Origin of the sequence: Pseudoxanthomonas composti (assembly GCF_004122095.1) — a bacterium.
In the GTDB taxonomy this organism is placed as follows: Bacteria; Pseudomonadota; Gammaproteobacteria; order Xanthomonadales; family Xanthomonadaceae; genus Pseudoxanthomonas_A; species Pseudoxanthomonas_A composti.
This window is the reverse complement of record NZ_SAWZ01000009.1, coordinates 148,581-165,691: the sequence shown is the minus strand read 5'-3', so window position 1 is coordinate 165,691 and position 17,111 is coordinate 148,581. Positions and strand designations below refer to the sequence as shown.

Annotated in this window: 16 protein-coding genes and 1 riboswitch; of the genes, 8 read left to right on the top strand and 8 right to left on the bottom strand. The window is 68.6% G+C overall.

The window, feature by feature from the left end:
- Positions 1-310 precede the first annotated feature (310 nt).
- From cydX to EPA99_RS15710, 3 genes are read right to left on the bottom strand one after another with little or no spacing between them, the layout of a single operon-like run.
- Positions 311-448 (bottom strand): cytochrome bd-I oxidase subunit CydX, encoded by a 138-nt coding sequence (gene cydX / locus EPA99_RS15720; RefSeq protein WP_129472189.1) that lies wholly within the window; start codon positions 446-448, stop codon positions 311-313.
- A gap of 18 nt (positions 449-466) precedes the next feature.
- Positions 467-1,615 carry a cytochrome d ubiquinol oxidase subunit II gene (gene cydB, locus EPA99_RS15715; RefSeq protein WP_129472188.1) on the bottom strand — a complete coding sequence of 383 codons (1,149 nt, stop codon included), beginning with the start codon at positions 1,613-1,615 and terminating at the stop codon, positions 467-469.
- A 10-nt stretch (positions 1,616-1,625) separates the two neighbouring features.
- Positions 1,626-3,200 carry a cytochrome ubiquinol oxidase subunit I gene (locus tag EPA99_RS15710; RefSeq protein WP_129472187.1) on the bottom strand — a complete coding sequence of 525 codons (1,575 nt, stop codon included), beginning with the start codon at positions 3,198-3,200 and terminating at the stop codon, positions 1,626-1,628.
- Between the two features lie 220 nt (positions 3,201-3,420).
- Between EPA99_RS15710 and cydD the strand changes: the two genes are divergently transcribed.
- The gene (cydD, locus tag EPA99_RS15705) at positions 3,421-5,118 is read left to right on the top strand and encodes a thiol reductant ABC exporter subunit CydD (protein WP_129472186.1); all 1,698 of its coding nucleotides are present in this window, start codon (positions 3,421-3,423) and stop codon (positions 5,116-5,118) included.
- Positions 5,115-6,800: a thiol reductant ABC exporter subunit CydC gene (gene cydC / locus EPA99_RS15700; RefSeq protein ID WP_129472185.1), complete on the top strand. Its 1,686-nt coding sequence runs from the start codon at positions 5,115-5,117 to the stop codon at positions 6,798-6,800. Before cydD ends, cydC begins: the two co-directional genes overlap by 4 nt.
- 43 nt (positions 6,801-6,843) lie before the next feature.
- Here cydC and EPA99_RS15695 read toward each other — a convergent pair whose 3' ends face one another.
- A complete protein-coding gene (locus EPA99_RS15695; RefSeq protein WP_129472184.1) occupies positions 6,844-7,611 on the bottom strand; it encodes a Crp/Fnr family transcriptional regulator in 768 nt (255 codons plus the stop codon).
- A gap of 333 nt (positions 7,612-7,944) precedes the next feature.
- Between EPA99_RS15695 and EPA99_RS15690 the strand changes: the two genes are divergently transcribed.
- From EPA99_RS15690 to btuB, 6 genes are all read left to right on the top strand, one after another.
- Positions 7,945-9,309: a DEAD/DEAH box helicase gene (locus EPA99_RS15690; RefSeq protein ID WP_129472183.1), complete on the top strand. Its 1,365-nt coding sequence runs from the start codon at positions 7,945-7,947 to the stop codon at positions 9,307-9,309.
- Positions 9,310-9,404: 95 nt separating this feature from the next.
- A complete protein-coding gene (queD, locus tag EPA99_RS15685) occupies positions 9,405-9,761 on the top strand; it encodes a 6-carboxytetrahydropterin synthase QueD (protein WP_129472182.1) in 357 nt (118 codons plus the stop codon).
- A gap of 145 nt (positions 9,762-9,906) precedes the next feature.
- Positions 9,907-10,302, top strand: a complete 396-nt coding sequence (locus tag EPA99_RS15680) for a phasin family protein (RefSeq protein ID WP_129472181.1) — start codon at positions 9,907-9,909, stop codon at positions 10,300-10,302.
- 572 nt (positions 10,303-10,874) lie between these two features.
- Positions 10,875-11,360 carry a GAF domain-containing protein gene (locus tag EPA99_RS15675; protein WP_129472180.1) on the top strand — a complete coding sequence of 162 codons (486 nt, stop codon included), beginning with the start codon at positions 10,875-10,877 and terminating at the stop codon, positions 11,358-11,360.
- Positions 11,357-11,725 carry a TfoX/Sxy family protein gene (locus tag EPA99_RS15670; protein WP_129472179.1) on the top strand — a complete coding sequence of 123 codons (369 nt, stop codon included), beginning with the start codon at positions 11,357-11,359 and terminating at the stop codon, positions 11,723-11,725. Before EPA99_RS15675 ends, EPA99_RS15670 begins: the two co-directional genes overlap by 4 nt.
- Before the next feature lie 45 nt (positions 11,726-11,770).
- Positions 11,771-11,997, top strand: a riboswitch (cobalamin riboswitch).
- A gap of 141 nt (positions 11,998-12,138) precedes the next feature.
- Positions 12,139-13,992: a TonB-dependent vitamin B12 receptor gene (gene btuB / locus EPA99_RS15665; RefSeq protein ID WP_129472178.1), complete on the top strand. Its 1,854-nt coding sequence runs from the start codon at positions 12,139-12,141 to the stop codon at positions 13,990-13,992.
- Between the two features lie 91 nt (positions 13,993-14,083).
- Here btuB and EPA99_RS15660 read toward each other — a convergent pair whose 3' ends face one another.
- The 4 genes from EPA99_RS15660 to dinB form a co-directional block, all read right to left on the bottom strand.
- Positions 14,084-14,428, bottom strand: a complete 345-nt coding sequence (locus tag EPA99_RS15660) for a BON domain-containing protein (RefSeq protein WP_129472177.1) — start codon at positions 14,426-14,428, stop codon at positions 14,084-14,086.
- A gap of 182 nt (positions 14,429-14,610) precedes the next feature.
- Complete coding sequence (gph, locus tag EPA99_RS15655) at positions 14,611-15,279, bottom strand: phosphoglycolate phosphatase (RefSeq protein ID WP_129472176.1); 669 nt, start codon at positions 15,277-15,279, stop codon at positions 14,611-14,613.
- Between the two features lie 48 nt (positions 15,280-15,327).
- A complete protein-coding gene (locus EPA99_RS15650; RefSeq protein WP_129472175.1) occupies positions 15,328-15,591 on the bottom strand; it encodes a hypothetical protein in 264 nt (87 codons plus the stop codon).
- Positions 15,592-15,682: 91 nt separating this feature from the next.
- Positions 15,683-16,747 (bottom strand): DNA polymerase IV, encoded by a 1,065-nt coding sequence (dinB, locus tag EPA99_RS15645; RefSeq protein ID WP_129472174.1) that lies wholly within the window; start codon positions 16,745-16,747, stop codon positions 15,683-15,685.
- Positions 16,748-17,111: the final 364 nt, after the last annotated feature.

Below are 17,111 nucleotides of genomic sequence, written 5' to 3'. Positions count from 1 at the left end.
TCTAACTGGCCGTGATCAAACCGTCAACACCGCGCTTTTCAGCTCGTCCCCGCCAGCGAAGCAATTCGCCGTCGGGAGCAGGAAATTATGCGAGGCCTTCACAACTTCGTCAACTTCTTTTCGAAGAAATTTTCGAAGCGTTCTGCCCTGCAACACTCCCTCACCTTGCCCCGGTTCAACTTCAAACCAGGCCGCCGGTGAAGCGGCCGCGCAGTCTAGGGGAAGGTTCCGGGAAAGGAAAGCCTTTTCTTCGTGTGCCTCAGCTTCTGCAGCAGGGACTGCCCAGGGCCGCCCCGGCTGCATCGATGCGTCAGTGCTCGCGCGGTGGCGCGGGCATGCGCTCGGTGCCGGCGCTGCGGTCCTGCTCGCGCAGTTCGAACCACATGCCGTTGAGGATGGCGAAGAATGCCGCCAGGCTGACGCCGAGGATCCAGGAGAAGTACCACATGGTGCGCATCCCTCTCGATTAGTACGCGTTGGGGTTCTGGCCGACGTCGCCATCGCCGACCTTGCCGCGCAGCACGCGGTACACCCAGGCCGTGTAGGCCAGGACGATCGGCAGGAACAGCGCGGTGGCCAGGAGCATGATGAACAGTGTCAGCTGGCTGGAAGAAGCATCGAAGGCGGTCAGGCTGGCGCCGGGCTGCGTCGAGGACGGCAGCAGGAAGGGGAACACCGCAAAGCCTTCGGTGAGGATGATGCCGGCCACGGCCGCCGACGAGGCCAGGAACGCCATCCCCGCCCTGCCCGCCTTGAATGCCGCTGCGCTGGCCAGGGCACCGGCGATGCCCAGCAAGGGGAAGAGCCAGGTCCACGGACGCAGGCTGTAGTTGGCCAGCCACAGGCCGGCCCCCTGCTGCACCGACTTGATCAACGGGTTGGAAGGTCCATTGGGATCCAGGCCGCCGTGCACGGCGAAGCCCAGCACACCCTTGGCCAGCCAGATCCCCGCCAGGGCGAACAACACGGCCGTGGCGATGGCCGCGATGGCGCCGTAGCGGCGTGCGCGCGCAGCGACGGGTCCATCGACCTTCATCGCCAGCATGCCGGCGCCATGCATGGCCAGCATCGCCACGCTCACCAGGCCGCACAGTACCGGGAAGGGCATCAGCAGCTGCAGGAGGTTGCCGGTGTAGATCGGACGCAGGCTGTCGTCGAAGTGGAAGGGTGCCCCGACCAGCACGTTGCCCATGGCCACGCCGAACACCAACGCCGGCACTGCGCCGCCGACGAACAAGGCCCAGTCCCAGCTCGCGCGCCAGGTGGGGTGCTGGATCTTGCTGCGGAACTTGAAGCCCACCGGTCGCAGGATCAGCGCGATCAGGATCAGGAACATCGCCAGGTAGAAGCCGGAGAAGCTGACCGCGTACAGCGGAGGAAAGGCGGCGAAGATGGCGCCACCGCCCAGGATCAACCAGACCTGGTTGCCTTCCCACACCGGGCCGATGACGTTGAGCACCAGGCGGCGCTCGGCGTCGGTGCGGGCCACGGCCGGCAGCAGCGTGGCCACGCCCAGATCGAAGCCATCCATGATGGCGAAGCCGATCAGCAGCACGCCCAGCAGCAGCCACCAGACCATGCGCAGGGTTTCGTAATCGAGCGGAATACTTGTCATGTCAGCGTCCTCAGACGGCCTTGCCGGCGAGCGGCACACCGGATTGATGGGGTTGATGGCCACCGGCCAGCTCGGTGGGCCCCTTGAGGATCACCTTGCGCAGCAGGTAGACATCGATCACCGCCAGCGTGCTGTAGATGACCACGAAGCCGATCAGGCTCAGCACCACCTCGTAGAGCTTCAGGCCGGAGGCTGCGAAGAAGGTCGGCAGCACGCCGTCGATGATCCAGGGCTGGCGGCCGTACTCGGCGATGATCCAGCCCGCTTCGATGGCCACCCAGGGCAGCGCCAGGCTGAAGAAGGCCAGCCGCAGGAACCAGCGACGCCGGTCCAGGGTGTGCGTGGTGGCGTACCAGAACGCCAGGGCGAAGAAGACGATGAAGTAGAAGCCCAGGCCGGCCATGGCGCGGAACAGCCAGAACAGCGGCGCGACCCGCGGCACGGTATCCATCGCGGCCTTGGCGATCTCCGCGTCGGTGGCGTTGCCGATGTCCTGGCGATAGCGCTTGAGCAGCAAGCCGTAGCCCATGTCGCCCCAATGCGCCTGGAAGGTCTGGCGCGCCGCCTCGTCGCTGCGATCCGCGCGCAGGTCCTGCAACGCGGCGAAGGCGATCTGGCCATTGCGGATGCGCCCCTCTGCCCGCTGCACCAGCTCCTTGATGCCCGGCATCTGCGTATCGAGCGAGCGCGTGCCGATCAGGCCCATCACCCAGGGGATATGCACGGCGTAGTCGTTGCGCTGACGCGCCTGGTCGGGAAGGGCGAAGGGCGTGAAGCCCGCCGGCGCCGGCTCGGTCTCCCACATGGCTTCGATGACGGCCAGCTTCATCTTCTGGTTCTCGCCGGCCACGTAGCCGCTTTCATCGCCCAGCACCACCACGCTCAGCGAGGCGGCCAGGCCGAAGCTGGCGGCCACGGCCATCGAGCGCTTGGCGAAGTGCACATGGCGTCCGCGCAGCAGGTACCACGCACTGATGGCCATGACGAACATCGCACCGCAGACATAGCCGGCACTGACGGTGTGCACGAACTTGGCCTGCGCGACCGGGTTGAAGAGCACGGCGGCGAAATCGCTGATCTCCATGCGCATCGTGTCGGGGTTGAAGGTGGCCCCGACCGGGTACTGCATCCACCCGTTGGCGATGAGGATCCACAGCGCGGAGAAGTTGGAGCCCAGCGCGACCAGCCAGGTGACCACCAGGTGCTGCACCTTGGACAGCTTGTCCCAGCCGAAGAAGAACAGGCCGATGAAGGTGGCCTCCAGGAAGAAGGCCATCAGGCCCTCGATGGCCAGCGGCGCGCCGAAGATGTCGCCGACGTAGTGGCTGTAGTAGGACCAGTTCATGCCGAACTGGAACTCCATGACGATGCCGGTCGCCACGCCCATGGCGAAGTTGATGCCGAACAGCGTGCCCCAGAACAGGGTCATGCGCCGCCAGATGTCGCGGCCGGTCATCACGTAGACGCTTTCCATGATGGCCACCAGGAAGGACAACCCCAGCGTCAGGGGCACGAAGAGAAAGTGGTAAAGCGCGGTCAGCGCGAACTGCAGACGGGATAGCTCGACAACGGTCATGTCTGGCATGACGTCACTCCTTGGCGGACCGGAGGCACTGGAACGGCATGAAGCGCCTGATCCGGGCGCGGCGCTTCCCCGGAGCGCAAGGTAGGCAATGGCATGCGCTGCGGCATTGATCCGGATCAACGCCGTGCCGCCAGTGCCGGCGCAGGCACGGTCCGGGCCTTGATCACGATCAATGGCGACCTGGCCGCGCGGCGCTAGCCTGAGGATCAGGAGACCGCCCATGCCCATGCGCACCGCACCCGCCAGTCCCGCACCACCGGCCGCGGCCACCCCGGCCCGGCGCCTGCGCGCGCTCGAGCGGCGCGCCGGCAGGCCGTTGCGGCTGTCCAGCCTGTGCACGGTGCTGGCCGGCTGGCTGCTGGTGCCGCAGGCCGCGGCCATCGCCTGGTGCGTGCAGCGGGTGCTGGTCGAAGACGCGGCGCCGGCGCAACTGGGGCCAGGGCTGCTGACGCTGTTGGGCGCCGCCTTGCTGCGCGCCGGCCTGCAATGGCTGGGCCGGCGACAGGCCGATGCGGCGGTGGAGACGCTCAAGCATCAACTGCGGGAGGAACTGCTGCAGGCGCTTGCCGCGCGCGGGCCGCGCTGGATCCGCCAGCAGCGCAGTGGCGCGCTGGCCGAGCTGCCGGGCACGCATGTCGACGCCTTGGATGGCTACATCACCGGATTCGTGCCGGTGCGCACGGAGATCCTCGGCGTGCCGCTGGTGCTGCTGGCGGCGGTCTTCTACGTGGATGCGGTCGTGGGTGCCCTGCTGCTGTGCACGCTGCCGCTGATTCCGCTGTTCATGATGCTGGTCGGCTGGGGCGCGGAGGCGGCCAGCCGGCAGCAGCTGCAGGCGATGACGCGGATGGGCGCGCATTTTGCCGATCGGCTGCGGGCGCTGGGGCTGATCCGGCTGTACGGCCGGGGCGAAGCGGAGCAACGTGGCGTGCGGGATGCGGCCGATGCGCTGCGCCAACGCAGCCTGAAAGTGCTGCGGATCGCCTTCCTGTCTTCGACCACGCTGGAGTTCTTCGCGTCGGTCGGCGTGGCGATGGTGGCGCTCTACCTGGGCTTGACCCATCTGGGGATGCTGCATCTGCGGGCCACGCCGCTGCCGCTGGCCGCCAGTGTGTTCTGCCTGCTGCTGGCGCCGGAGTGCTACCTGCCGCTGCGACGCCTGGCGGCCCATTACCACGACCGCGCCAGCGCGCTGGCGGCCATGGAGGCGTTGTGCAGCGTCCTCGAAGCCGCCGCCAGCCCCACCACGACGCCGCCGCGCACATCGGCGCAGGCGCCGGCCATCGTGATCGCCCGCGGGCTGCAGCTGGGTCACGGCGCGCAAGCCCCCGCGGTGTTGCGCGGCCTGGACTTGCGGCTCGCACCGGGACAACACCTGGCCCTGGCCGGCCCCAGCGGCTGCGGCAAGAGCACGCTGCTGGAAGCCCTGGCCGGCTGGCTGCCGGCCCAGGCAGGCGAGCTGCGCATTCCCGATGCCTGGCGCATCGGCTACGCGCCACAGCGCCCGTACCTGTTCGCCGGCAGCATCGCCGACAACCTTCGCCTGGCCCGGCCGGGGGCCAGCGATGCCGAACTGCACGCCGCCGCCGAGGCCGCGCAGGTCATGCGCTTTGCCCGCGCCCTGCCGCAGCGGCTGGACACCCGCATCGGCGAGCGCGGTTTCGGACTGTCCGGGGGCGAGGCACGGCGCATCGCCCTGGCGCGGATCTTCCTGCGCCAGCCCGAGCTGATGCTGCTCGATGAACCCACCGCCTTCCTGGATGCCGACACCGAACGAGCCCTGCTGGACGCGCTGGCCGACTTCGCCTGTGGCCGCACGCTGGTGATGGCCACCCACAGCCCGGCGGCGATGCAGATGGCCGGGCAGGTGCTGTGGTTGCCCGGTGGCCAGCTGCAACAGCGCAGGCAGGCCGCATGAGCGCGCTGCATCCCTCGCGCGAGCGCCTGCTGGCCGGTGCCCTGCGCCGCCAACGTCGTCCGATCCTGTTGGCCTGCGCCCTGCTGACGCTGACCTTGCTGGCAGGCAGCGGCCTGCTGGCCTTGGCCGGGCATTTCCTCACCGCCGCGGCCCTGGCCGGCGCGTTGGCGATGGGCTTCAACCTGTTCGGGCCCTCGGCTGGCATCCGCGGGCTGACCTTCATCCGCATCCTCTCGCGCTACGGCGAGAAGCTGATCGGCCATGACGCCACCTTGCGCATCGCCCGCGACCTGCGCGCCGGGTTCTTCGCGCGCCTGCTGCCGCAGGCCCCGCTGGGGTTGGGCGGCCACCGCGTCGGCGACCTGCTGGCGCGGCTGATGGCCGACATCGAGCGCGCCGATGGCCTGCTGGTCCGCGCCGCCGGCCCGCTGGTCGGGCTTGCGGCGCTGGCAGCGACGGCGGTGGCCTGCAGCACGTGGGTGCTGCCGGCCGCGGGTGGGCTGCTGGCGCTGGCGATCGCGCTGCTGGGGATCGCGGTGCCGCTGGCGGTGGGCTGGAACACGCGCCAGGCCGAGGCGCGTCGTGCGCAGGCGCGCGCCGACCTGCACGCAGCCGTGCTCGAAGGCCTGGAAGGCGCGGCCGACCTAGCCGCGCTGCAGGCCACGGCGCCGTGGGTCGCGCGCACGCTGGCGCACAGTGGGCAGCTGCGCGAGGCCGAAGGCGCGCGCCGGCGGCGGTTGGCGCTGGGCACGGCGCTGCATGCGCTGGTCGCGGCCTTCACCCTGCCGGCGATGCTGTGGCTGGTGCTGGATGCCACTTCGCGTCACGCGCTGTCCGCGCCGATGGCGGCAGGCCTGTTCTTCCTGGCCGTGGCGGTGCTGGAAGCGATGGCCGGCGTCGGGCTGGCCTGGCAGCACGGCGCGGCAGCGCTGGAAGCCGAGCGCCGGCTGGAACGCGTGGCGGCCCAGCCCACCAGCCTGGCCGATCCTGCGCAGCCGCGTGCTCCAGCGCCTGGCGCGCAGTCGCTGATGCTCTCGGGCGTGTGGTTCCAGTGGCCCGGCCAGCCGCGGGCATTGCTGCGTGGGCTGGACCTGGTGATCGCACCCGGGCAGCGCATCGCCCTGCGCGGGGACAGCGGGGCGGGCAAGAGTTCGCTGATGGCGCTGCTGCTGCGCCTGGCCGACCCCACCGCCGGGCAGCTGCGCTACGGCGGCGTGGCGCTGCGCCAGTTCTCACAGGCCGCCTGGCACCAGCAGATCGCCTGGCTGCCGCAGGATGCGCAGGTGCTGGCCGGCAGCGTGCGCGAAAACCTGCTGCTGGGCGCGCCCGATGCCAGCGATGCGCAGCTGTGGCATGCGCTGTCCCAGGTGCGGCTGCAGGCGCACTTCCAGCAGCACGCGGACGGACTGGATGCCTGGATCGGCGAAAGCGGCATCACCCTGTCGGCCGGGCAGTCCCGGCGACTGGCGCTGGCGCGCGCCTTGCTGCGCCAGGCCCCGCTGCTGTTGCTGGACGAGCCCACCGAAGGCCTGGATGTGGACACCGCCCATGCCCTGCTGCGCGACCTGGCCGTGGCCGCGCGCGGCCGCAGCGTGGTGATCATCACCCACGACCCCCTGCCGGCGGGCGTGGTGGATGCCAGCTACCGGCTGATGGAAGGACAGCTGCTGCGCGAGTGCTGAAGCGTGTGGCGGGCCAGGAGCCGCTGAGCGCGCGTGCCTTGCTTCAAGCGGCCGCTTCGGCCAGCGCCTCGAGCCGCTTCAGATCCAGCAGCTGCACGGTGTGCGGGTCATCGGTGGCGATCAGGCCTTGGCCACGCAGCCGGGTGAAGCTGCGGCTGACGGTTTCCACGGTCAGGCCAAGATAGTCGGCGATATCGGTGCGGGTCATCGGCAACAGCACCAGGGCCGGGTCCTGGCCCTGGCGGCGGCGTTTGTCGGCCATTTCCAGCAGGAAGCCGGCCAGCCGCTCCAGCGGCGTCATCCGCGCCAGCGACATCAGGTTGTTGCGGGTGGCGTCCAGGTCGGCGCAGGCGCGCTGGTAAAGCTCGTGCTCCAACCCGGGGAAGCTGCCGCACAGGCCTTCCATGTCCTTGTGCGAGACCGCGCACAGGACGCTGTCGGTCACCGCTTCGATGGAATGCCGGTACTTGGGACCGACGCTGAAGCCGATGTAGTCGCCTGGCATGATGAAGCCGGCCACCAGGCGACGCCCATCGGGAAGTGTGCGGATGCGGCGCAGGGCGCCGGAGGTGACGGTAAAGACATAGCGGCGGGCATCGCCCTCGCGCGCCAGCAGCTGGCCGGCGTGCAGCTTCACGTCCCCGGCCAGGGTCTCCAGCGTGCGCGCGTGTTCTTCCGGCAGGGCGGTGCACACGGCCAGGTGGCGGACCAGGCAGGCGCTGCAGCCATGGCGCAGGCCGTGAGTGCTGGCGAGCTCCTGGCGCTCGGCCGTGGAGGCTTCCTGGTGACGCGGTTGGACGCGCAGGTTCATGGCGTTCACGAAACGGACGGGCTGGGCGGATTGTACGCCCCGTTCCCGCGGCGCCTCCCCGGCGGGCCCGGATCGGTTACCATATGCGCCGCCAGCAGGCGGCCGTCCGTTTCCCTTCCGGGCTCCAACGCGGGATGTTCTCCGCGAAACCCACTCCGACGCCTTCCTTCTGCTGTCCCGGCTGCGCCATCCGGCGCCCGCCGTCTTTCGTTTCTCGCAGCGCGGTTCATCGGGAACGCTTCGGGCAACACCAGCGTACGAGTCCACCGATCCGGCGGGCGGCCCATGGCCGTTGGCCGCCGGTGGCTTTGGCGCTTTCACCGGAGTTTATTCATGTCGTTCGAATCCCTGGGCCTGTCCGCCCCGATCCTGCGTGCCCTGTCCGAGCAGGGTTATGACACCCCCACCCCGATCCAGCAGCAGGCCATTCCGCTGGTGCTGGAAGGCCACGACCTGCTGGCTGGCGCCCAGACCGGCACCGGCAAGACCGCCGCCTTCGGCCTGCCGCTGATCCAGCACCTGGCCACCTCGCCGCAGGAAGTCACCCGCGGCGGCCCGCGCAAGCCGCGCGCCCTGATCCTGACCCCCACCCGCGAGCTGGCCACCCAGGTGTTCGATAGCCTGCGCGGCTACAGCAAGTACCTGCGCGTGCCCAGCACCACCATCTACGGTGGCGTGGGCATGGGCCCGCAGATCGACGCGCTGCGCCGTGGCGTGGACCTGGTGATCGCCTGCCCGGGCCGCCTGATCGACCACCTGGAGCGCCGGAGCGTGGACCTGTCCGGCATCGAGGTGCTGATCCTGGACGAAGCCGACCGCATGCTGGACATGGGCTTCCTGCCTTCGATCAAGCGCATCCTGGCCAAGCTGCCCAAGCAGAACCGCCAGACCCTGCTGTTCTCGGCGACCTTCGCCGAGCCGATTAAGGCGCTGGCGCGCGAGTTCATGCACGACCCGCGCGAGGTGCAGGTCACCCCGAAGAACACCGTGGCCGAGACCATCACCCACCGCGTGCATCCGGTCGACGCCGCGCGCAAGCGCGAGCTGCTGCTGCACCTGCTGGCGCAGGACAGCCGCGTGCAGACCCTGGTGTTCGCCAAGACCAAGCACGGCAGCGACAAGCTGGCGACCTTCCTGGAGAAGTCCGGCATCCAGGCCGCGGCCATCCATGGCAACAAGAGCCAGGCCCAGCGCCTGCGCGCGCTGCGCGACTTCAAGGCCGGCAAGGTGACGGTGCTGGTGGCCACGGACATCGCCGCCCGCGGCATCGACATCAACGAGCTGCCCAAGGTCATCAACTTCGACCTGCCGATGGTGGCCGAGGACTACGTGCATCGCATCGGCCGCACCGGTCGCAATGGCGCCACCGGCGAGGCGGTGTCGCTGGTCGCGCAGGAGGACACCAAGTGGCTGCGCCAGATCGTGCGCCTGCTGGACCGCGACCTGGAGATCCGCGACGTGGCCGGCTTCGAGCCGCAGGTGCCGATCCGCTGGGGCAACAGCGCGCCGGGCAAGGCCGAGCGTCCGGGCGGCAGCCAGGCGCCGCGCAAGCACGCCCGCCGCCCGCATCCGGGCAACGGCGCCCCGCCGCGCCATGCGCATGCCGGTCCGAAGAAGCACGGCGGCGCACCGCGCAGCGGCCAGGGCCCACGTGGCCCGCGCCAGCCGCGGAACGAGCGCTCGGGCGCCAACGCCTGACGCCTCCCGGGCGCGCCCCATCACGGGCGCGCCTGTCCCTGCCCCATCGCCGGCCCGTACCGGGCTGGCCTGCCACCTGTTGCGAGAGATCCGACTTGGACATCTTCAAGGTCTTCACCCTGGAAGCGGCCCATCGCCTGCCCAACGTGCCGGAAGGCCACAAATGCGCGCGCCTGCACGGGCATTCGTTCCGCATCGAGCTGCATGTCTCCGGCCAGATCGATCCGCACACCGGCTGGGTCATGGATTTCGCCGACCTCAAGGCGGCCTTCAAGCCGCTGTACGAGCGTCTGGACCATCACTACCTCAACGACATCCCCGGCCTGGAGAACCCCACCAGCGAGCGCATCGCGGTGTGGATCTGGGAGCAGCTCAAGCCGGACCTTCCCGGCTTGTCAGAGGTGGTGGTCCATGAGACCTGCACCGCAGGCAGTCGTTATCGCGGCGTGTAGGGAAAGTAATTCAACTTTCGTCTAATGCATTGATTGTGAAGGAAATTCGACCGCTCGTCGGTTTGTGACCAAAGTCTGTTGCGCCGCAGCAAAAGCAGGTCTACGCTGCACCACAACATCGATCAGGCCACGCATGGAGGCCGTAATGTCCGCTCAGTTCAACGATTTCAGTGCTTACACCCAGCAGTTCGCCGCCATCGCCAGCCGTGCCAACCGCCTGGCGCTGGAAAACGCCGAGTCGGCATTCAGCGTTGGCGTGAAGACCGTCGAGCGCAACGTCGAGGCCGTCACCGATTACTTCAGCGAGCTGGCCAGCGCGCGCGACTTCGACAGCTACAAGACCCTGTGGCCCAAGGGCCTGCAGATCGCGCGTGACAACGCCGAGCGCATGGTGGCTGCCCAGCAGGAAATGTTCGGCCTGAGCCTGAAGACCGGCGAAGCCTTCGGTTCGCTGGCCAAGTCGCACATCGAGTCGGCCGCCGACAGCTTCAACGCCACCGTCGCCAAGGCGACCAAGGCGACCAAGTCCGCCGCCAAGTAATCCCCGGCGCGCGAGCGCTTTACGGGCGCCCCTCCCCCGCCCGGTTCCGAAGGCCCGACAGCGTCCGCGCTGCCGGGCTTTTTGTTTGGGCCTCCGCCGCAGTGCAGGTTGCTGAAGCTTGCCGGCTGGAACATGGAGGACCGTAAAGCAGACCCCCACGCCTCGTTCCTAAGGTTGGCGATGCTTCTCGGCTCGGCCGGCCAGCCATGGCTGAGTCGTCATCGCAAGCCATCCCGATCCCAGGCGTATCGCGGTCCACCTCAATGTGAGGCAAGGCCAAGGCAAGTTGGTCCAGGGGATCTCGATCGACTCCCAACCATCCAGTGGAGCGGCTCCAGGTGGCCTAGGGCCATCAGCCGCGAAGTGGCTCGCTCGGTGACGCCCCTTCGCGGCAGACACCGCTCCCACAGGGCCTGCGCCGGGCGCCTTCTCTGCCGTAATCGCAGCGCGCGGCCTCGCCGCGCACGATCCTGCGTTATGCCTGTTGCCAAGGCGGGCAGTGCGCTGCGGCGTTCGGCGCCGCGCCGCCTCGCAGTTCCCTCAACGCGGATCGCACGCTCTAAAATCGGCCGATGTCCTTCACTTCCCAGACGCTCTCCGGCAGCAAGCCGGAACAGTACGGCCAGCTGCTCGCGCAGGCGCGTGGCCTGATGCACGGCGAAACCGACCGCATCGCCAACGCCGCCAACCTCTCCGCGCTGGTCTATCACGCCCTGCCCGATCTCAACTGGGCCGGCTTCTACTTCTACGACGGCACCGAACTGGTGGTCGGGCCCTTCCAGGGCTTGCCGGCCTGTGTGCGCATCGCGCTCGGGCGCGGGGTCTGCGGCACCGCGGCAACCACGCGCCAGACCCAGCGCGTGCACGACGTGGAGGAATTCCCCGGCCATATCGCCTGCGACGCGGCTTCGCGCTCGGAGGTGGTGGTGCCGCTGTACAAGGGCGACACCCTGATCGGCGTGTTCGACCTGGACAGTCCCAAGGTCGGGCGCTTCGATGCCGACGACCAGCAGGGGCTGGAAGCCATCGCGCACGCCTTCATCGAGACCCTGCCATGACTGTCACCGCACTGCGCAACATCGGTCCCAAGTCCGCCGCCTGGCTGCGCCAGGTCGGCCTGCGTAGCGCGGAAGACCTCAAGGCCGCCGGCGCCGTGGATGCCTTCATGCGCATCCGTCGCGCCGGCTTCCGGCCCAGCCTCAACCTGCTGTACTCGCTGGAAGGGGCGCTGGTGGACTGCCACTGGCAGGAGATCCCCGAGCATCGCCGGCAGGAACTGGTGCAGGCCGTGGAGGCGGCCTCGGCCCTGCTGCCCGCGCCGCGCGGGCGCCCGGCCGCCGCGCCGGTGACCACCACCCATCGCGAGCACGAGGACAGCGCCCCGTCGCTGGATTTCTTCGACAGCCCCGACCGCGAGGATTGAAGGTCTGCGCGTCCGGCGCCGCCTCCTGCGGCGCGCACTGGCGTACACTTGCGCCCGCTTTCAGGTGACCTCTCGCGCGTGTTCGGCGCCCTGGGGTTGAAACGGGAAGCCGGTGGATCCCTCGGGATGAGTCCGGCACTGCCCCCGCAACGGTAAGCGAGTCAATCGGCGACATCGGCCACTGTGCGCAACCGCGCATGGGAAGGCGTCGCCGGGGTGCGCTGGATGCGCCGCTCGCAAGTCCGGAGACCGGCCTGGAAGTCCACGGGTTGCGATGCGGTGGGCGTCGTGGCGTGCCGCATCGGCGTGCCTGCATGCAAGGCCGACGATGTCGCCCGCTGCTTGTCTGCCGCCTCCGATCTTCCTTCCTTCCAAGGCGTGCACCCCATTGCGCGCGCGGAGCAGACACCCTCATGCAGTACCGCCTTCTTTCCCTGGCCATCGCGCTGGGCCTTCCTTCCCTGGCCCTGGCCGAGGACGCCATCGACCTGGACCAGGTCCTGGTCACCGCGACCCGCACCGAAATCTCGCTGCAGGACAGCCTGGTCCCCGCGCAGGTCATCGACCGCGAGGAGATCGACCGCAGCCAGGCCAGCTCCCTGGTCGAGCTGCTGGCCGGCCGCGCCGGTATCGGCTTCAGCAACCAGGGTGGGCCGGGCAAGCTGACCAGCTTCAACATCCGCGGAACCGAATCGGACCACGTGCTGGTGATGATCGACGGCGTGCGCATGGGCTCGGCCAGCGCCGGCACCACCGCCTTTCAGGACCTGCCGCTGTCGCAGATCGAACGCATCGAGATCGTGCGCGGCCCGCGTTCGAGCCTGTACGGCTCGGAGGCCATTGGCGGGGTGATCCAGATCTTCACCCGCGGCGCCGCATCGGGCCTGCAGCTGCATGCCCAGGCCGGCTTCGGCAGCTACGACCTGCGCGATCACAGCGCCGGCTTCAGCTATCGCGGCCAGCGCGGCTGGGTCTCGGCCAATGCCGGGTATCAGGAAACCGATGGCATCAATGCCTGCAATGGCTCGGCTGCGCTGTTCGCCGGCTGCTTCGTCGATGAGCCCGACCGCGATGGCTACCGCAACACCTCCTTCAGTGCGCGTGCCGGCATCGAACTGGTCGAGGGTCTGAGCCTGGAGGGCAACTTCCTCAACGCCGACAGCTTCAACGAGTTCGACGGCAGCGCCTTCGGCGGCAACGAATCGGAAAACCTGCAGCGCGTGGCTGGCGGTACCCTGCGCTGGAAGGCTTCGGAGCTGTTCGCGCTGACGGTGCAGGCCGGGCGCTCGGAAGACCAGTCCGACACCTACTATCGCGATGCCGACAGCCAGGCGCGCAGCTTTGCCAGCGCCTTCGCCACCCGCCGCGATACCGCCTCGGCGCAGGCCGACTTCGCCGTGGCCGAAGACCAGCTGATCAGCCTGGGTGCGGACTGGTTGAACGACCAGCTCGACAGCAGCACCCCCTTCGACCAGACCGAACGCGACAACACCGGCGTGTTCGCCGAGTACCAGGGCCGCTTCGGCGCGCATGCGCTGCAGGCCTCGGTGCGCAGCGACGACAACGAACAGTTCGGCGAGCACACCACCGGCAGCCTGGGCTACGGCTTCGGCTTCGGCAACGGCTTCAAGTTCACCGCCAGTGCCGGCACCGGCTTCAAGGCCCCGACCTTCAATGACCTCTACTACCCGGGCTTCAGCAATCCGGAACTGAAGCCGGAGAAGTCCAAGTCCGCCAACCTGGGCATCGCCCAGTACGGGCAGGGCTGGAACTGGACCTTCAATGCCTACGAGACGCGCGTGGAGGATCTGATCGGCTTCGACAGCGCCTTCAATATCGTCAACGTGGAAAAGGCCAGGATCCGCGGCGCCGAGCTGACCGGTTTTGTCACCCTGGCCGGCTTGGACATCAACGCCCAGCTCAGCCACACCGATCCGCGCGATGACAGCGGCGGCCTGAACCAGGACAACCTGCTGGCCCGTCGCGCGCGCAACACTGCGCGCTTGGATCTGGACTACGCCATCGGCGATTTCCGCTTCGGGGTGACCGGCTTCGGCAGCGGCCATCGCTTCGACAACGTGGCCAACACCGTGCGCCTGGCCGGCTACGGCACCATGGACGTGCGCGTGGAATACGCCTTGAACGCCGACTGGCGTCTGCAGGCCAAGGCCACCAATGTGTTCGACCGCGACTACCAGACCCTGGCCTGGTACAACCAGCCCGACCGCCAATACGCGGTGAGCATCCGTTGGCAACCGGCGAACTGATCGGCTGATCGTTGCAACGAAAAAGCCGGCTTTGCAGCCGGCTTTTTCATTGGCGGAGGCGGCGCCTAGCGCCGCCGCACTGGGACTGCGGTCAGCGCGCAGCCTTGGACACCATCAGCTTGCTCGCGTCGACCTTGGTCACGCCCTCGATGCCTTTGGCCTTGGCCACGGCCTTGTCCTTCTCGGCCTTCGAGCCGACCGTGCCGCTCAGCCAGACCACGCTGTTCTTGGTCTCGACCTTGACGTCGGTGCCGGACACGCCGTCGGCAGCGAGCAGGCTGCTCTTGACCTTGGTGGTGATCCAGGTGTCGGTGCCGGGCTGCTCCGACTCCATCTTCTTGTCCCCGTGCTGCATGGCAGCGTGGTCCTGTGCAAAGGCTGGGGCGCCGGCCAGGGCGAAGGTCAGGGCAACGGCGCTGATCAGTGAAGTCTTCATTTGGAATCCTCGTTAGGCCTTGGGGGTGGCCGGACGGTGATCCTGGGCAGGTTCACGGCAAGTGAGCACCTGGCCGGCGTCGTCGTCTCCGGAAACAAACGTTCTTCACGCCCAGGCGGGCTTGGCTGCGCGGCAGCTCGGTTTGACCGGCACCGCGCCGCCGCAGTGTCTTCACGCCAGTCTCAACGCAGGTTCAACAGCGCCGGCATGTCGTCGATGACGGCATAGGCGCCGGCGCTCGCCAGATCCAATGACTTGCGATAGCCATAGCTGACCATCACCACCGACATGGTGGCGTCCTGGGCCGCGCGCAGGTCGCTTTCGGAGTCGCCTACCATCAGGCAGCGCGTCACCGGCAGGCCGAACTGGTCGGCCAGATACCGGAGCGGCACGCCGCTGGGCTTGCGCTCGGGCAGGGTGTCGCCGCCGACGATGTCGTCGAAGAACTTCAGCAGCCCCCGGGCGGCCAGCAGGGGGCGGACGAACTGCTCGGGCTTGTTGGTGCACAGCGCCAGCTTGATGCCGCCTTCATGCAGCGCCTGCAAGGTCTCGGCCACGCCCGGGTAAGCCTGCCCGTCCAGCGCGGTGTCGCCGTAATGCTTGAGGAAGCCCGGCATGACTTGGTCGATGTCCGCATCGCTTCCCGCCGCCTGGAAGGCGCGGGTGATCAGCACCCGCGAGCCCTCGCCGATCCACAGCGTGATCTGCGCCAGGTCGAAGTTGCGCAGGTTCCAGTCGGTCAGCGTGCGGTTGACCGCCTGGGCGATGTCCGGCGCGCTGTCCACCAGGGTGCCGTCCAGGTCGAAGATCACCAGCGGAAACGGAAAGGACGTGGCGTTGAACAAGGGCATGCTCCGGCTGCGGGGGCGGCCATTGTAGGGGCTGGGTGGCGCGGGCCCTCAGTGCGCGGCGACGGCGTGCTCGCGCAGTGCCAGGTCCGCGCCGACCTCATACCCGCCCACGAACAGGAACCAGGACACCGCCACGGCGGCCAGCACCCAGCCGATGATCTGCGTGCGGGGACGGAACATCAGCCCCAGGGCCTGGAACAGGAAGGCGGCGGAGAACCAGAGCGGATGGGCGCCAACGCCCAACAGGCAGAACCCCAAGCTGATCATCAGCGCCAGGCGCTGAAAGGCCGTACTGCGGAGGCGTTGCGCCAACGATTCCTGCACCTGGATCTCCCTGAGCTGTCGTGGCGTACCTGCCTGTTGCATAGTTTTGACGCCGGTCACGCCAGCGTCAATGCCGGCCTCATTCGGCGAACAAGGCGCCCTGCATCGGCATCTCCTCGCGGTCGCGAAAGCCGCCCAGGCCTACGCCGACCAGCCGGTAGCGCGTGCTGGCCGGCAGCGCCACGCGATCGCGCAGCGACAGGGCGATGCGGGTGAACTCGGCCAGCGAGGCCGGCGGCGCCTCGGGCGTGAAGCTGCGGGTGAGGATGCGGAACTGCGCGGTCTTGAGCTTGAGCACGACGGTGCAGCCGACCCGGTCGGTCTTGCGGGTGGCGGCCCAGGCGCGTTCGGCCATGTGCACGATGGCCGCATCCAGCTCGGACAGCGGCAGGTCGTGCTCGAAGGTGTCCTCGGCCGAGATCGATTGCACCGGCTGGTCCGGCTCCACCGGCCGCTCGTCGATGCCGCGCGCGCGGCGGTAGAGCGCCTCGCCGAAGCGCCCGAAACGCTGCCCCAGCTCCTCGAGGGTGAAGGCGCGCAGGTCGCCCACCGTGTCGATGCCCATCTCGGCCAGCTTGCGCTCGGCCACCTTGCCCACGCCAGGGATGCGCCCCACCGGCAGCGGCGTGAGGAAGGCCTCGACCTGGGCGGGCTTGATCACGAACTGGCCGTTGGGCTTGTTCCAGTCCGAGGCGATCTTGGCCAGGAACTTGTTGGGCGCCACGCCGGCCGAGGCGGTCAGCTGGGTGACCTCGAAGATCTGGGCGCGGATGGTCTGGGCGGTGGCGGTGGCGCTGGGCGAGGCGATCTTCGGCGCGGTGACGTCCAGGTAGGCCTCGTCCAGGGACAGCGGCTGCACCAGGTCGGTGTGCTGCAGGAAGATCTCGCGCACCTGGCGCGAGACGCGCTTGTAGCGGGCGAAATCGGGGGGGATGAAGACGGCATCCGGGCACAGCCGGCGTGCGCGCGAGCCGGGCATGGCCGAGCGGATGCCGTACTTGCGCGCCTCGTAGCTGGCGGCGCACACCACGCCGCGCGCGCTGCCGCCGCCGACCACCACGGGCTTGCCGCGCAGGGACGGGTCGTCACGCTGTTCGACCGACGCGTAGAAGGCGTCCATGTCGATGTGAAGGATCTTGCGCATGCGGCGCTCAGTATCGCGCCGGGCGTCTCGGGTGGCGAGACGTGGGGTTTGGCTGGTGTGATCTGTTACTACTTGTCATCGCGCCGTGCAGATGCGGTGGATTTGACTGCGAGGTCGAGATCGAGGGCTTTCCTTTGACTTCTCTGCAAAACGCGCACTGCGCGCTTGCGCGAAGCATCTATCGACGGGCGTGGCGAAGGGCGAGGTCAAGAGCTTTCGTGCCGCTTCGCGGCCCGACCTACTTTCTTTGCTCGTGCAAAGAAAGCTAGGCAAAGAGGCGCTTTTCAACAGACGCATGTCTGGTCAACACGCCCCTGGCGGTCGGCTTTTCGCTACGCGAAAAGTCCGCTGCGGCCGCCGGAAT

Coding starts and splice junctions, on each gene's coding strand:
- EPA99_RS15670 (WP_129472179.1), top strand. CDS start 11,357: ATGACTGTCACCGCACTGCGCAACATCGGTCCCAAGTCCGCCGCCTGG.
- EPA99_RS15660 (WP_129472177.1), bottom strand. CDS start 14,428: ATGAAGACTTCACTGATCAGCGCCGTTGCCCTGACCTTCGCCCTGGCC.
- dinB (WP_129472174.1), bottom strand. CDS start 16,747: ATGCGCAAGATCCTTCACATCGACATGGACGCCTTCTACGCGTCGGTC.
- EPA99_RS15675 (WP_129472180.1), top strand. CDS start 10,875: ATGTCCTTCACTTCCCAGACGCTCTCCGGCAGCAAGCCGGAACAGTAC.
- cydC (WP_129472185.1), top strand. CDS start 5,115: ATGAGCGCGCTGCATCCCTCGCGCGAGCGCCTGCTGGCCGGTGCCCTG.
- cydB (WP_129472188.1), bottom strand. CDS start 1,615: ATGACAAGTATTCCGCTCGATTACGAAACCCTGCGCATGGTCTGGTGG.
- cydD (WP_129472186.1), top strand. CDS start 3,421: ATGCCCATGCGCACCGCACCCGCCAGTCCCGCACCACCGGCCGCGGCC.
- EPA99_RS15710 (WP_129472187.1), bottom strand. CDS start 3,200: ATGCCAGACATGACCGTTGTCGAGCTATCCCGTCTGCAGTTCGCGCTG.
- gph (WP_129472176.1), bottom strand. CDS start 15,279: ATGCCCTTGTTCAACGCCACGTCCTTTCCGTTTCCGCTGGTGATCTTC.
- cydX (WP_129472189.1), bottom strand. CDS start 448: ATGTGGTACTTCTCCTGGATCCTCGGCGTCAGCCTGGCGGCATTCTTC.
- EPA99_RS15680 (WP_129472181.1), top strand. CDS start 9,907: ATGTCCGCTCAGTTCAACGATTTCAGTGCTTACACCCAGCAGTTCGCC.
- EPA99_RS15690 (WP_129472183.1), top strand. CDS start 7,945: ATGTCGTTCGAATCCCTGGGCCTGTCCGCCCCGATCCTGCGTGCCCTG.
- EPA99_RS15695 (WP_129472184.1), bottom strand. CDS start 7,611: ATGAACCTGCGCGTCCAACCGCGTCACCAGGAAGCCTCCACGGCCGAG.
- btuB (WP_129472178.1), top strand. CDS start 12,139: ATGCAGTACCGCCTTCTTTCCCTGGCCATCGCGCTGGGCCTTCCTTCC.